The sequence below is a fragment of the Streptomyces sp. NPDC006516 genome (assembly GCF_040611875.1).
Taxonomy (GTDB): domain Bacteria; phylum Actinomycetota; class Actinomycetes; order Streptomycetales; family Streptomycetaceae; genus Streptomyces.
The window spans coordinates 125,521-140,129 of sequence record NZ_JBEXPD010000004.1 but is presented as its reverse complement, the minus strand read 5'-3'; the positions used below and the strand labels follow the sequence as shown (position 1 = coordinate 140,129).

Here is a 14,609-nt window from a genome sequence, read left to right as displayed (position 1 = left end):
CGGTGCCTCGCGGAACTGCTGGATATGAATCGATTCATGCCGAAATGCGGCAGCGCTAATCCCCGAGGGCGCCGCACGTCGGTATATTCGGGTTGCGCAGTCCGGATCTTGACGGTGTCCCCGGGGTGCGGCTAGCGTCCCGGACGGATTGAAACAATTCAATCCCAGGGTGCGGTCAGGGCGACGGTCGGACGGATCGAGCCGGACGTCCGCCCGCGGACCAGGGAGACCCGGCGCCGACCTGCGGCGGCCGAACGCATCAGTGGGGCAGGACAAGTGGGGCGTGTGGCAGGCATCAAGGACGTGGCCCGGCAGGCCGGAGTCTCGGTGGGCACGGTCTCCAACGTGATCAACCGCCCCGAGGCGGTGCTCCCCGACACCCGCGCCAGGGTGCTCGCCGCGATCGAGGAGCTCGGTTACGTACGCAGCGAGTCGGCCAGGCAGCTCAGGGCCGGCCGGAGCCGGATCATGGCCCTGCTCGTGCTGGACATGGGCAACCCCTTCTTCGTGGACATCGCCCGTGGCGCCGAGCGCGCGGCGCGGGAGGCCGGTCTCGGTGTGATGGTCTGCAACAGCGGCCAGAGCCAGGAGGAGGAGGCCGAATATCTGGGGCTCTTCGCCGAGCAGCGGGTCTGCGGCGTGCTCGTCACCCCGGCCGATGCCACCGGCGGCAACCTCGAGGCCTTCGCCCGTCACCGCATTCCCCATGTGCTGGTCGACCGGGTGGCGGCGTCCACCGACACCTGCGCCGTCTCGGTGGACGACGTGCGCGGCGGCATGCTGGCCGTCGGGCATCTCGTGTCGGCGGGTCACCGCTCCGTCGCCTACGTCAGCGGACCGGGAGACCTCCACCAGATCCGGGACCGCCGGCAGGGTGCCCTCGCGGCGCTCGCCGAGGCCGGGCTCGGCCCGGAAGCCCTGGTCGAGATCCCCTCCGACCGCCTTGACGTCGCGGCGGGCCGTGACGCGGGGGCCCGGCTGCTGGGCCTCGTACCGCGGCCGACGGCCGTCTTCTGTGCCAACGACCTGCTGGCGCTCGGTGTCCTGCAGTCGCTGTACGCGGCCGGGGTGCGGGTGCCCCAGGATGTCGCCATCGTCGGTTACGACGACATCGAGTTCGCGGCGGCGGCCGCCGTTCCTCTCACCTCCGTCCGGCAGCCCGCCGTGGTCATGGGCCGCATGGCGGCGGAACTGCTTCTGGAGGAGGCGGACGACGAGGACGGCAGCCACCGGCACCGCAGCGTGGTCCTTCAGCCGGAACTGGTGGTGCGCGCCTCCAGCGCGGCTCCGCGCTGAGCTCCGGGAGCGGGGCGCGCGGACCTTCGCCGCACCCGTGGCGCGAACACATGGGTGCCGTTCGGGCACGGGAGCGATTTCGCAGGTCCCGGAGAGGGTGAACCAGCCCTGGAAAAGGGTCCGTTGATCGCCAACGGGGTCCGCTCTGCGTCATGATCACTACGAGATGGTGGACACATCCCGGGGCGACGCCCCCGCACCCCCTGCCGAAGAGCCGCGTGGCTGCCTCTTCGCGCTTTCCCAGCCGCCCCTGATGATCTTCCTGACGGTGGTCGGCAGCCTGTTGCTCATGGCCGCCCTGCACGATCTCTTACTGCTGTGAGGCCGTGGGGCGACCGGCGCGGTCTCCTGCTGCTCTCAGGCCCTGCGGTGATCAGCCGGCCGCCTCGCGGCGCCGCGCGCGGTACGCGGCGACATGGAGCCGGTTACCGCAGGTGCGGCTCGAGCAGTAGCGCCGGGAGCGGTTGCGCGACAGGTCGACGAAGGCGTCCAGGCAGTCCGGAGCCTCGCAGCGCCGCAGCCGTTCCTGCTCGCCCGCCACGACGATGAAGGCCAGGGCCATGCCGCAGTCGGCAGCCAGGTGATCCGCGATCGAGGCGTCCGGAGCGAAGTAGTGGACGTGCCAGTCGTAACCGTCGTGGTTGGTGAGCTGCGGAGTGGTGCCGGCGGCGGCGACCAGCCCGTTGACGAGGTCCGCCGCGGTACGGGCGTCGGGCGCCGCGAATATCTCGGCGAAGCGGCTCCGTACGTCCTGCACGGCGCGCAGGTCCTTCTCGGTGAGGGTCCCGACGCCGCTGATGTGGTGGCGCTCCGCGAAGCCGTAGAGCGCGGCGAGGTCGGCGAGCCCGTCGCCCGCGGCGGTCTCCGGTGCGGTGTTCACCAGATCGACCACCGTTTCGAGGGCGATCCGGGTGTCGTGTGGGATCAGCACGCTTCGCTCCCTGGCCTCCGGCGGACGGGCGCCCGCCGATGCGGGCTGACTCTACTGGCTCGGCGGAGGCGCTCAGGGCCCGGTGTGGGCTTTCGGGCGCCACGAGAGGCCCGGGCGGTGGCGCCGGGCGGTCCTCGGGGGCCTGTGGGGCGCCCGGCGGGCTCTCCAGGGCGCCCCGGGAGCAGGCGGGTGCGTGGTGTGCGCGGTGCCCGTGGGGCGGCTGTCTTACCGGCGCCCACCGGCCGCCCTCGCGCGTCCGCGGGCCGAGTCCCGGTTGGTGCCCACCACGCGCCGGGGGTACCCACCGTGCGCGCCGGCGCCGCCGCCGCGGTGGGTTCCGCGGCGACGGCGCCGGTGTCCGCCCTATGAGGTTGTCCGCGCGACGCCGTCTCCCCGAGTCGGACGGCGTCCCGCAGCTCTCGGCCTGGCTCAGCTCTCGGCCAGGATGTGTGAGAGCTCCGTATCGAGGTCGAAGTGACGGTGCTCGGTGCCCGGCGGGACCGCGGCGTCGGTCCTTTTCAGGAACGACTCCAGGGCCCGCGCCGGGGCTTCGAGCAGGGCTTCGCCCTCAGGGGAGCTCAGCGCGATGCAGACGACGCCTTGGCCGTGACTACGAGATGGCCAGACGCGGACGTCTCCGGTGCCGGTGGGCCGGTGCAGCCCCTCGGCCAGGAGGTCACGGGCGAAAACCCACTCGACCGTCTCCTCCGCTCCGGTGTGGAAGGTGGCGTGCACGGCATAGGGATCGGCCGTGTCATACCGCAGGCCCGCGGGTACAGGCAGTGAGGACTCGCTCGACACAACGAGGCGCAGGTGCAGCTCGCAGCTGACCGTGGTGTTCATAAGCGCCAGGGCCTTTCGCTCAGTGTGCGCTCGGGGATTCGCACGTCGGCGAAATCGACATGCCACCTACGGTGGCGTTGTAAACCCCTCTGACCTATTTGTGATGCTTCGGGTCCCTCGTGCAGCGGTGTGTAACTTTGGGTCATGCGTCCATTCCGGTGACGATCGCCGTTCGGGTAGGTTGGCTCCATGAACGCGGAGAGTGACGAGCGGAAAGTGGTCGCCGCGACATCGGCGCCCGGCTCCGCCACGGGGGACGAACGGACGGCGGAGCGTGAGCTGGGGTCCCGGGCCCCCCGGTACATCCGGGCGTCGCGGGTGCTTCACCTGAGCTGGCAGGTCGGGATCTTCGTCGTCGGCCTGGCGGTGGTCGGCGCGGGCATCGTGATGCTGCCGCTGCCGGGCCCCGGGTGGCTGGTGATCTTCGGTGGTATGGCGATCTGGGCGACCGAGTTCGTCTGGGCGCAGCTCGTCCTGCGCTGGACCCGGCGCAAGGTCACGGAGGCCGCCCAGCGCGCCCTCGACCCCAAGGTCCGGCGGCGCAACATCATCCTCACCACGCTGGGGCTGCTGATCGTCGCGGTGCTGGTCGGGATCTACGTCTGGAAGTTCGGCATCGTGATGCCGTGGAAGATCGACCAGTGATCCGGTGATGGTCCGAAGGCGCCGCTGACATGGGGTAATGTATGCCGTGCGCCGGGGCGATTAGCTCAGTGGGAGAGCGCTTCGTTCACACCGAAGAGGTCACTGGTTCGAACCCAGTATCGCCCACCCCGGTCCGATGGCCCGGAAGCTTCTGAGAAGCTTCCGGGCCATCGGCGTTTCCGGGTGCGCCTTGGTGGCGCCCGGCCCCGGGTCTGTTCGGCCCGCCGACAGCCGACCGAATTTTCGTCCGAACCGTTGACGTGCTGGGTGCGGCTCCTTACTTTGACCCAGCAAGCGCTTTCTAAAACGATTCAATGCGAATGGATGGGGGCGAGCCATGTCTCGGAACAGCGGCATCGACCGTCGGCAGATGCTGAAGCTGGCCGGTTTCTCGGCGGCCGGTCTCGGATTGACAGCGGCCGGTTGCGGCTCGGGCGGAGGCAGTGGCTCCGGAGGTCCGGTCACCATCCGGCACTCCTGGTGGGGCGCCGACGACCGGGCGAAGAAGGTCCAGCAGTGCGTCACCCTCTTCGAGAAGAAGCACCCGAAGATCAAGGTGAAGACCGACTTCCAGCAGTACCCGGACTTCTGGAAGAAGTTCAACACCCAGGCGGCCGGCGGCAACCCGCCGGACGTCATCCAGAACGCCGTGACCTTCCTGCGCAAGTACGAGGCGAAGAACGTCCTCCTCGACCTCAACCCCCAGGCGAAGGCCGGCAACCTCGACCTCACCGGCTTCCGCTCCGGGCTGGAGAAGTTCGCCGAGATCGACGGCAAGCTGCTCGGGGTGCCGGTCGGCAGCAACTCGATGGCTCTGGTCATCGACGAGAAGGTCTACGAGAAGGCGGGCATCACCCCCGAGATCGGCTGGACCTGGGACGACTGGTACGCCGGTCTCCAGAAGATCAAGAACGGCCAGAAGATTGCCGGCGACGCCGGGCCGCACGGGGTGATGTACCTCTACGACCTGATACTCCGCCAGAACGGCAAGGCCTTCTTCACCGAGGACGGCATGGGCTTCGGCGAGGCCGAACTGCTGCCGTACTGGACCGAGGCGCTGGAGCGGGTCAGGTCGGGCATCTACGCCGACCCCAAGAAGGTCGAGCAGCTCAAGCCTGCCTCCGCGACGGCCAAGGGCCTGTCCGCCGGCGAGTTCACCTGGGACAACTTCTCGGTGCGCTACAGCGCCGAGGGCAAGAGCAGCTACGGCCTCGCGCCCATCCCCAGCACCGACGGCAAGAAGACCGGCCAGTATCTCGGCTCGCTGATGCTGAGCGGCACGGCGCGCACCAAGCACCCGGCCGAGGTGGCGACCTTCATCAGCTTCATGACGCACGACCCCGAGGTCGCCCGGATCATGGGTTACGACCGGGGGGTGCCCGCGACCACCGCGCAGTTCGAGGCGTACGAGCCCACCGACGCCCCCAGCAAGGCGATCGGCGCGTACGAGACCGCCATCGCCGACGCGGGCGTGCTGGAGCCCATCACGCCGCACCCCGCGGGCGCGGACGTCGTCGAGGCGGCCTTCCTGCGCATCGGTGCCGACCTGGCCCTGGGCAAGACCTCGCCGAAGGACTCCGTGCAGCAGTTCTTCTCCGAGGCGAAGACCGCCCTCGCCGCGAACTGAGAGGACCGTGGTGACTCACATCCACACCTCCCCGGCCGTGATCGCTCCCGGGGACGACCGTTCCGCCACCGAGCGGCACGGTCCCGGAGGAAGCGCGCCGCCCGCCGCCAAGAAGCGGCGGGGTTCCGGGGAGAACCTGGCCGGCTATCTGTTCATGTCGCCCTGGATCGCGGGCTTCCTGTTCCTGATCGCCGGGCCCATGGTCTTCTCGCTGTACCTCTCGTTCACCGAGTACAACCTGTTCGAAGCACCGCGCTGGATCGGTCTGCAGAACTTCACCGACATGTTCGCCGACCCCCGCTGGCGCCAGTCGGTCGAGGTGACCTCCTGGTACGTGCTGATCGGCACCCCGGTCAAGCTCGCCGCCGCACTCGCCGTCGCCATGCTGCTCGCGCAGAAGCGGTGGGGCCAGTCCTTCTACCGGGCGGCCTTCTACGCCCCCTCGCTGATCGGCGCGAGCGTCTCGGCGGCCATCGTCTGGCGTGCGCTGTTCTCGGACGACGCGATCGTCGACCGTACGCAGAAGGTGTTCGGCGTCGAGACCGGTGGCTGGATCGGCGATCCGGCGATGATCATCTACGCGCTGATCGCCCTCACCGTCTGGCAGTTCGGCGCACCGATGGTCATCTTCCTGGCCGGCCTCAAGCAGGTCCCGCAGGAGCTGTACGAGGCCGCCGAGATGGACGGAGCCGGCCGCTGGCGGAAGTTCTTCAACATCACCCTGCCGATGATCTCGCCGGTGCTGTTCTTCAACGTCCTGCTGGAGACCATCCACTCGTTCCAGATCTTCGGCTCGGCCTACATCGTCAGCAACGGCAGCTGCGGACCTGCCGACGCGACGCTCGTCTACACCTGTTACCTGTACGAACAAGGCTTCGTGAACAGCCGCATGGGCTTCGCATCCGCCATGGGATGGCTGCTGCTGGTCGCGGTCGGCCTGGTCACCGCCGTGCTGTTCTGGTCCCAGAAGCGCTGGGTGCACTACGAGGAGGGCGGCCGATGAGTCTCCTGACAGCTGCCGTACGCCGCCGGGGCCCCGGCGCGCTCGCCTGGCACCTCGGTGCGCTCGTCATCCTCGCCGTGGTCCTGTACCCCGTGGTGTGGACGATCGGCGCCTCGTTCAAACCGAGCGCCGAGATCATCGGCGCCCTGGACCTGCTCCCGGCCGACCCCATCGGTGACAACTACACCCGGCTCACCGAGGGCATCGCCGACATCCCGATCTCGACGTTCTTCCTGAACTCGACGTACATAGCCGTCGGTTCCGTGATCGGCGTGGTGCTGTCCTGCTCACTGACCGCCTACGCCTTCGCCAAGGTCCGGTTCGCGGGCCGCAACGCCATGTTCGCCATCATGATCGGCACGCTGCTGCTGCCGTACCACGTACTGATCATCCCGCAGTACGTGATGTTCCAGAAGCTGGAGCTGATCAACACCTTCACCCCGCTGCTGATCGGCAAGTACCTGGCCACCGACGCCTTCTTCGTCTTCCTGATGGTGCAGTTCATGCGCGGGCTGCCCAAGGAACTCGACGAGGCGGCCCGGCTGGACGGCTGCGGGCACCTGAGGACCTACTGGTCGATCGTCATGCCGCTCTGCCGGCCGGCGCTCGTCACCAGCGCGATCTTCACCTTCATCAACGCCTGGAACGACTTCATGGGCCCGCTGCTGTACCTCAACGAGCCGGACAAGTACACCGTCTCCATGGGCCTGAAGATGTTCATCGACCAGGACGCGGTGGCGGACTACGGCGGCATGATCGCCATGTCCCTGGTCGCCCTGCTGCCGGTGCTGGCCTTCTTCGTGGCCTTCCAGCGTTATCTCATCGACGGCATGGCCACCTCGGGCCTGAAGGGCTGACCGCACCATGGCGACGAAGGCCCGCACCCAGGCCAGGCGCACCCGCGCCATGGACCGCTTCGCCCTGTTCTCCGAATGCCTGCTCGTCGGTGTGTGGATCGCCGTGGCCGCGCTGCCCGTGTTCACGTTCCCCGCGGCCTTCGCCGCGGGGACCCGGCACCTGCGCCGTTACCTCGGCGGAGAACGCGGCGGGCTGCGTGAATTCGCCACCGACGCCCTCGCGGCGGCACGCGGCGGATGGCTCGTCGGCGCGGCCGTCTGGGCCGCCGCCGCACTCCTCTGGCTCGACCTCGCGGCCGTACGCGCCGGGCTGCCCGGCGGGCCGCTCGTGGGGGCCGTCGGGATCCTCGCCATGATCGGATTCCTGGTCGCCGTGCTGCGCGCCGCCACGTGCTGGGAGCCCGGAGCGCGCTGGCGCGGCCTCCTGGCCGAGGCCGGCCGCACCACGGTCCGCGACCCGGCCGGCTCCCTCCTGCTGGTGTGCGGCATGGCCGTCGTCGTGCTGTCCGGCGCCATGATCCTGCCGCTGGCCGTCCCCGTCGTCGGGGCCGTCGCCGCCGCGGCCACCGCGGTGCAGGCGCGCCGGCTCTCGCACTGACCCGCAGATCCCTCCCTGTTCGTCCCTGTCCCGATCCCGCACGGAGAGAGGCACAACCATGTCCAGGATGCCCCGCAGAACGCTCCTGAAGGCCGCCGCAGCGGCCGGCGCCGCCGCGCAGTTCAGCTGGTCGCTCGGCGCCACCCCCGCGTCCGCCGCCCAGAGCGCGCGGGAGGCGGCGGAACCGGTCCCGCTGACGTGGCTGGAGTCCGGCGGGCTCGGCGCGGCCCCCGGTTCCACGCTCGGTGTGCCCTGGCCCAAGGGCCAGTACGCCAAGGACCAGACCTTCGCTCTGGCCACCGAGGACGGCAAGGACGTCCCGGTCCAGACCTGGCCGATCGGCTACTGGCCGGACGGCTCGCTCAAGTGGACCGCGCACGCCGTCGGTCCCGAGGTCACCGCCAAGAAGTTCTCCCTGACCGCCGGTGTCCCCGCGGCCCCGTCGAAGAAGGTCACCGCCGTGCGCGCCGGCGGCACCATCACGGTCTCCACCGGGGTGATCACGGCCAAGCTCGGCACGAACGGCTCCGCCCTCGTCAAGACCGTCACCCGGGGCTCCACCGAGATCGCGCGGAACGGCCGTCTCGTCCTCGTACGCCAGGGGGAGATCGAGGACGGTGACCAGGGCAGCGAGAAGTTCGAGCGTTTCGAGAGCGTCGTCGAGGAGGCCGTGCTCGAACAGGACGGCCCCGTCCGGGCCGTCGTACGTATCGACGGCAAGCACCGCAAGGGCTCGCGCTCCTGGATGCCCTTCTCCGTACGCTTCTACTTCTACGCCGGCGCCGAATCCTTCCGGATGGTGCACACCATCACCTACGACGGCACCGTGGAGCCCGGCAAGGCGTCCGGCGACTTCGTCCGGGGCCTCGGGGTCCGCTTCACCGTGCCGATGCGCGACGCCGCCTACGACCGTCACATCCGCATCGGCGGCGACGGCACCGGACTCCTGCGCGAAGCGGTGAAGGGCATCACCGGTCTGCGCCGCGACCCCGGGGCGGCCGTACGCGAGGCGCAGTTCGCCGGCCGGAAGCTCCCCGACCCCGCCACCTGGGACCAGCGGGTCACCACCCGGCTCCAGTACATCCCCGAATGGGGCGACTACACCCTCTCCCAGCTCTCCGCCGACGGCTTCGGCCTGCGCAAGCGCACCAAGAAGGGGCACGGCTGGATCGGGGCGGGCGGCGGCAGGAGGGCGTCCGGCTTCGGCTACGTCGGCGGCCCCAGCGGCGGATTCTCCTTCGGCCTGCGGGACTTCTGGGAGAAGCACCCCGCCCAGCTCGACATCCGTGACGCGCACACCGACGAGGCCGAGGTCACGCTCTGGCTCTGGTCGCCCGAGGCCCAGCCCATGGATCTGCGCTTCTACCACGACGGCATGGGGCAGGACACCTACCCCGAACAGGTCGAGGGCCTCAACATCACGTACGAGGACTACGAACCCGGGTTCGGCACCCCGTACGGCATAGCCAGGACCAGCGAACTCCTGTTCTGGGCCAACGAGTCCACCCCGTCCCCCGAGACGCTCGCCCAGCAGGTCGAGGCCGTGCGCACCCCGCCCCAGCTCGCCGCGCCGCCCGCGCAGCTGGTCAAGGCGAAGGTCTTCGGCGGGCTCTTCGCCGAACCCGACCGCTCCACCGCCGCGAAGTCGAAGATCGAGGACCACCTGGACTTCCTGTTCACGTACTACAAGGACCAGGTGGAGATGCGCCGTTGGTACGGCTTCTGGGACTACGGCGACATCATGCACACCTACGACCCCACCCGCCACCAGTGGTGCTACGACGTCGGCGGCTACGCCTGGGACAACTCCGAACTCTCGCCCGACCTCTGGCTCTGGTACGCCTACATGCGCTCCGGGCGGGCGGACATCTACCGCTTCGCCGAGGCCATGACCCGGCACACCGGCGAGGTGGACGTCTACCACCTCGGCAAATGGGCCGGCCTGGGTACGCGCCACGGCGTCCAGCACTACGCCGACAGCGCCAAGCAGCAGCGCATCGCCAACACCACCTACCGGCGCATGTTCTACTTCCTCACCGCGGACGAGCGCGTCGGCGACCTCATGCACGCCAACGTCGACTCGGACGAGACCTTCCTGGCCCTCGACCCGATCCGCAAGATCCGCACCGAGCCCTACACCCCGGACCGCCACGCCCTGTCCATCGGCTTCGGCACCGACTGGAGCGGGCTCGTCTCCGCCTGGCTCACCGAGTGGGAACGGCGCGGACCGAAGTGGGAGAAGGCCAGGGACCGCGTCCTGTCCACCATGGAGACCATTGCCGCCCAGCCCAACGGCTTCGTCCAGGGCACCGCCCTCTACGACCTCGACACCGGGAAGTTCGCGATAGCCGACAAGCCCGCGGTCGGCGTCTCGCACCTCTCGGCCATGTTCGGACTGGTCGAACTCAACGCCGAACTCATCGACATGATCGACATGCCGGCGTTCGAGGCCGCCTGGATCGACTACTGCCGCTACTTCAACGCCACCAAGGCCGAACAGACCGCCCGCTACGGCAGCAACTTCGGCACTCTGCTGCTGTTCCAGGGCCACTCACGCCAGGACGCCTACGCCGCCGTACGGACCGGTGACGTCACCCTGGCGACCCGGGCGTGGAAGCAGTTCTACAGCAGCGCCGACGCGTGGGACTACAAGGAGAGCACCGACTGGAGCACCAAGAAGATCGAGGGGCCGACCGGTCCGGTGCCGGGCAGCGAAGCGGCCTGGGTCAGCACCAACAGCACCGCTCTGTACGGCCTCGCCGCCATCCAGAACCTCGCGCTGGTCGGCGACAAGATGCCTTAACGCATCCGGCCGAAGCTCTCCCTCACCCGGCGCGCGTCGCGCAGCCGCTGCTCGTACGTCGCGCCGACCGCGAGCAGCAGCAGCCCGGCGAGCGCCGGGGGAGCCCAGCGCGGAAGCGCGTCGAGGACCTGGACCACGTGCGGGGCCAGCTCGTGAAGCCCGTCCAGCGCGAGGACCGCACCACCGATCACCAGGGGCGCCCGCAGCCGCAGGCGGGCGCCCGCCAGGGTGACCACCAGCGCCGCGATCCCCAGCAGCAGGGGCCGCAGCCAGTGCGGGTCGCCCCAGGCCACGGCGAGGCTCGGCACCATCGTCACGGACAGGGCCGGACCGTAGGCCACCCACGAGGACGCGGAGGGATCCCTGCGAAGGCGCAGGTGCCCCACCACGAACGCGGCCACCGAGACCGGCAGTGTGTAGGCCTCCGGGTCCGTCACCCCCGAGGCCGCCAGCCGCACCCAAGCCGCCGCGAGGAACAGCGCCGCCGCCGGATACCCCGCCGCCCGGCGGCGCTCCGGCCGCAGCGCCGAACCGGCCGCCAGAACCCCGCACAGACCCAGTACCAGGGACAGGAACGGCGCGTCGGTCACCGCGAGCAGCACGGCCACGAGCGCCGCGAAGGCCCCCGTGAGCTCCACCGGCACCGCCACAGCGGGCACCCGCGTCCGTGCCCCCAGCAGCACCGTCGCCGCGGTCACCACCAGCACCAGCGGGGCCGTGTGCGGGGCACTCCACCCCAGTGAGGCCCCGGCCGCCACGGCGAGCACCGTCGCGCACAGGACCGAGCCGCAGGCGAGCACCGACCGCACAGCACTCACCCCCGACCAGGCAGCCGCACCGCCGAAGAGCACGGCCAGGCCTCCGAAGACCACGTACGTCGCGGGTTCGGCGGCCAGTCCGAGCACCCCTGCGCTCGCCGCGCCGGTGAGCGCGCACACCAGGCCGGTCACCGCGAGAGCGTCGCCGCCCCGGCGTACGGAGGCGGCCAGCAGCGCCGCTACGAGCAGCAGCTCCACGCCCACCGCGACCGGGTACGGCACGTCCGCCACCGCGAGCAGCGCCAGCAGCGCGCCCCAGCCCAGGACGGTGGCCGCCGCCCCGGCCGCGGCGCGCCCGCTCCTGCCCGGGAGGGCCTGCGGCCACCTGACGTGGAGCGCGGCCGCCAGGCCCGCCGCCACCCCGAGCACCACGGGTGAGGAGGCCGAGGCCGACCAGGGCATCGTGCCCCCCAGTGCGTCCCGCAGGCCCTCCGGCGCCCCGGACCAGACGCCCCCCGCAAGCGTCACCGGACCGAGCAGCACCGCGGCCACCACGGGCACCGCCCACAGCACCGCGGCCCCCACCACGACGGCCGACGCCGCCAGCACACCCCGGCGCACCGGGAGGGGGACGCGGAGCCGCAGAACGCCCGACAGTGCCGCACCGCACAGCAGATGCACGACGACCGCCCAGCCCCACGGCAGGGCCGCCGCCGGCACACCGCCCACCGCGGCCACCGTGGCCAGACCGGCGACGAGGCCCCCGAACACGGCCAGTTCCTTCGGCGCGCGCAACGCCCCGGCCACCGCCAGCGCACCGCCCGCCAGCAGCAGGGCCCCGGGGCCCACGGCCCCGAGCGCGTCACTCGCGGACACGGACAGCGCCAGCCCCAGACCCAGCGCGATCAGCCCCGTCAGCAGTGCACCGGCGCACGCCGTGACGCGCACCGCGAGCCCCCGGCCCCACAGCGCCACCGCCACATCCGCAGCCGCCGTCACCAGGAGCGCCCAGCCGAAGCCGGCCGCAGGTGCCTCCACCGCCCACGCCGCGAACACCAGCGGGAACTGCCCCGCCACCACGGCCGCGGGCAGCGGAACCCGCAGCTTCCCCAGCGACAGCCCGTACGCGGTCCAGATCACCACCAGTACCGCCGAGGCCACCGCCGAGAACGCGAACCCGTCCGTGCCCGGTGCCGCCACCGCGTGCAGCGCCACGGCGTCCAGGACGGTCAGCACCAGGGCCAGCGTGGCCACCGCCTCCGCCGTCGAGGGCAGCCGCCGGCCGAGCAGCGGAGCGGGCACCACCAGCGCTCCGGCCGTCACCACCGCGAGCACCGCCGAACGACCCGCGATCCCCATCTCGCCCCAGCTGAACAGGGTGAACGCGATCGCGGCGACCGTGAGCAGCAGCCCTCCGAGGACCAGCAGCACGTTCTGCGTGCCGTGCGCCGGCGCCGCCGGAGCGAACGGCGGGGTGCCGGGCGCCGGAGCGGACGGGCGGGTGCCGGGCGCGTGGGGCCACGACGGTGCGACCGGCGTACGCAGCACACCGAGCAGCCAGGCACGACGGTTGAGCAACTGGACCCGGCGGGCGTCCAGCCAGGCCAGTTCACGGTCGAGGAGCGCCAATTCCTCTGCGGGCGGCGGCACATGTTCCATGAACGGGAGTGTGGCGGCGACCACATGCGCGTACATGCGTTCTCCTACTCAGTTCCACGTCTGAGTAGGCCCCCGCACGCAGACTGGAGCCATGGACTGGAACCACTACCGCTTCACGAGTGTGTGGGAGCTGCCCTCCCCGCCCGACGCCGTGTACGCGGCCCTCGAACGCCCCGAGGACTATCCGCGCTGGTGGCCCCAGGTCCGCGAGGTCAGCCGGATCGACAACGCCACCGCCAGGGCGCGCTTCCGCTCGGCGCTGCCCTACGACCTCGTCCTGACGCTGCGGCAGCGCCACAGCGACCCCGTGTCGCGGACCCTGGAGGCGGAGATGAGCGGTGACCTCGACGGCTGGGCGCGCTGGACCGTCGCCCCCCACGACGGCGGCAGCCGGATCGTGTACGAGCAGGAGGCCGTCGTGCGGAGGGCGCTGCTGCGCAGGCTCGCCGTCCCCGGGCGGCTCGTCTTCCGTGCCAACCACGCGCTGATGATGCGCGCCGGACGCCGCGGACTGAGGGCGTGGCTGGGAGCGGTTTGAACGGAGACCGCCGAGCCCTGTATGGTTCAACCCGTTCCCGGGCGATTAGCTCAGTGGGAGAGCGCTTCGTTCACACCGAAGAGGTCACTGGTTCGAAACCAGTATCGCCCACCCGGGAAAAGCCGGTCCGTCGCCATCGCCGACGGACCGGCTTTCGCGTACCCGGACCTGATCACGCCGCCGCGGGCAGCTCCGGGCGCAGCGGCCATGCCGGGTCGACCACCTCCGGTGTGCCGCTCCTCTCGAACCACGCCTGCAGTCCACGCGCCTGCGCCGCGTGCCACACCGCCTGGAGCGAGTGGACCTCCGCCGGTGACAGCCGCTCCAGCCGGGCGGAGAACCGCCGCCCCACCGCGCGTACCAGCTCCAGAGACGCCGCCGCGTCCGCCGCCGCGTCGTGGGCGCCGTCCAGCGTCACCCCGTACAGCTCACACAGGTCCGTCAGCGTCCGGCGGCCCTTGCGGTAGCGGTCCAGATGCTTGTCCAGGACCCGCGGATCCAGCACGCACAGCGGCTTGTTCCGCAGATACCCCGCCAGCGACGACGCCCGGTGCCGCCTCAGCTCCCGGTCCAGCAGTGTCAGATCGAACGGTGCGTTCATCACGACCAGCGGCCGCCCCGTCGCGCACTGCTCCGCCAGCGCGCGGCCTATCTCCTCGACCACCGGAGCCGGCCACCGGCCGTTGCGCTGCAGATGGTCGTCGGTCAGACCGTGGATCTCGGTGGCGCCGGGCGGCACCGGAATCCCCGGATTGACCAGCCAGCGGGTGACGCGGAGCCGTCCGCCCGCCGCGTCCTGGAGGACGAGAGCGGCCGAAACGATCCGGTCCTCCTCGACGTCCACGCCTGTCGTCTCGGTGTCAAAAGCCGCCAGCGGCCCCTCGAACCAATGCATCATCCCCGAACTCCTCGCGCCTGCGCGGCAGATGACGGGATTCCTCTGCCCGGTTCGGTGATACCCGCGCCCTATGCCTGATACGCCGTTTACGGGCCCTCTCCTGCGGTGACAACACAAGTGACGGGCACGGAAGTTGACCAGCCCGGCAGCGGA

The 14,609-nt window shown here is 70.7% G+C and carries 13 protein-coding genes and 2 tRNA genes; 11 read left to right on the top strand and 4 right to left on the bottom strand.

Translation table 11 applies throughout. The features are described 5' to 3' along the window. Positions 1 to 276 precede the first annotated feature (276 nt). Positions 277 to 1,296 carry a LacI family DNA-binding transcriptional regulator gene (locus ABZY45_RS14955; protein ID WP_356739908.1) on the top strand — a complete coding sequence of 340 codons (1,020 nt, stop codon included), beginning with the start codon at positions 277 to 279 and terminating at the stop codon, positions 1,294 to 1,296. A gap of 166 nt (positions 1,297 to 1,462) precedes the next feature. Further along, positions 1,463 to 1,618 (top strand): hypothetical protein, encoded by a 156-nt coding sequence (locus tag ABZY45_RS14950; RefSeq protein ID WP_356739906.1) that lies wholly within the window; start codon positions 1,463 to 1,465, stop codon positions 1,616 to 1,618. A 51-nt stretch (positions 1,619 to 1,669) separates the two neighbouring features. Here ABZY45_RS14950 and ABZY45_RS14945 read toward each other — a convergent pair whose 3' ends face one another. Continuing rightward, positions 1,670 to 2,227 carry a CGNR zinc finger domain-containing protein gene (locus ABZY45_RS14945; RefSeq protein WP_356739904.1) on the bottom strand — a complete coding sequence of 186 codons (558 nt, stop codon included), beginning with the start codon at positions 2,225 to 2,227 and terminating at the stop codon, positions 1,670 to 1,672. A gap of 429 nt (positions 2,228 to 2,656) precedes the next feature. Further along, a complete protein-coding gene (locus ABZY45_RS14940; protein ID WP_003959770.1) occupies positions 2,657 to 3,070 on the bottom strand; it encodes an SsgA family sporulation/cell division regulator in 414 nt (137 codons plus the stop codon). Positions 3,071 to 3,259: 189 nt separating this feature from the next. Here ABZY45_RS14940 and ABZY45_RS14935 point away from each other — a divergent pair, with 189 nt between their 5' ends. The 7 genes from ABZY45_RS14935 (at position 3,260) to ABZY45_RS14905 (ending at position 10,603) form a co-directional block, all read left to right on the top strand. Further along, a complete protein-coding gene (locus ABZY45_RS14935) occupies positions 3,260 to 3,715 on the top strand; it encodes a TIGR02611 family protein (RefSeq protein WP_356739902.1) in 456 nt (151 codons plus the stop codon). Between the two features lie 54 nt (positions 3,716 to 3,769). Further along, positions 3,770 to 3,841 (top strand) — tRNA-Val (locus ABZY45_RS14930). A gap of 211 nt (positions 3,842 to 4,052) precedes the next feature. Next, positions 4,053 to 5,342 carry an extracellular solute-binding protein gene (locus ABZY45_RS14925; RefSeq protein WP_356739900.1) on the top strand — a complete coding sequence of 430 codons (1,290 nt, stop codon included), beginning with the start codon at positions 4,053 to 4,055 and terminating at the stop codon, positions 5,340 to 5,342. A gap of 40 nt (positions 5,343 to 5,382) precedes the next feature. Continuing rightward, the gene (locus tag ABZY45_RS14920) at positions 5,383 to 6,345 is read left to right on the top strand and encodes a sugar ABC transporter permease (RefSeq protein WP_356740433.1); all 963 of its coding nucleotides are present in this window, start codon (positions 5,383 to 5,385) and stop codon (positions 6,343 to 6,345) included. Next, complete coding sequence (locus ABZY45_RS14915) at positions 6,342 to 7,202, top strand: carbohydrate ABC transporter permease (protein WP_356739898.1); 861 nt, start codon at positions 6,342 to 6,344, stop codon at positions 7,200 to 7,202. Before ABZY45_RS14920 ends, ABZY45_RS14915 begins: the two co-directional genes overlap by 4 nt. A 7-nt stretch (positions 7,203 to 7,209) precedes the next feature. Continuing rightward, positions 7,210 to 7,800: a hypothetical protein gene (locus ABZY45_RS14910; RefSeq protein WP_356739896.1), complete on the top strand. Its 591-nt coding sequence runs from the start codon at positions 7,210 to 7,212 to the stop codon at positions 7,798 to 7,800. 58 nt (positions 7,801 to 7,858) lie between these two features. Next, positions 7,859 to 10,603 carry a Tat pathway signal sequence domain protein gene (locus ABZY45_RS14905; protein WP_356739894.1) on the top strand — a complete coding sequence of 915 codons (2,745 nt, stop codon included), beginning with the start codon at positions 7,859 to 7,861 and terminating at the stop codon, positions 10,601 to 10,603. Here the strand turns inward: ABZY45_RS14905 and ABZY45_RS14900 are convergent. Continuing rightward, positions 10,600 to 13,056, bottom strand: coding sequence for a hypothetical protein (locus ABZY45_RS14900; RefSeq protein ID WP_356739892.1), 2,457 nt, complete (start codon positions 13,054 to 13,056; stop codon positions 10,600 to 10,602). The two genes, ABZY45_RS14905 and ABZY45_RS14900, sit on opposite strands and share 4 nt — an antisense overlap. A gap of 55 nt (positions 13,057 to 13,111) precedes the next feature. On the opposite strand from ABZY45_RS14900, the gene ABZY45_RS14895 reads away from it, so the two are divergent. Continuing rightward, a complete protein-coding gene (locus tag ABZY45_RS14895) occupies positions 13,112 to 13,558 on the top strand; it encodes an SRPBCC family protein (RefSeq protein WP_356739890.1) in 447 nt (148 codons plus the stop codon). Positions 13,559 to 13,597: 39 nt separating this feature from the next. Next, positions 13,598 to 13,669 (top strand) — tRNA-Val (locus ABZY45_RS14890). 61 nt (positions 13,670 to 13,730) lie between these two features. On the opposite strand, the gene ABZY45_RS14885 is transcribed toward ABZY45_RS14890, so the two are convergent. Next, entirely contained in the window at positions 13,731 to 14,456 is a 726-nt protein-coding gene (locus tag ABZY45_RS14885; RefSeq protein WP_356739888.1) for a 3'-5' exonuclease, read from the bottom strand. Positions 14,457 to 14,609: the final 153 nt, after the last annotated feature.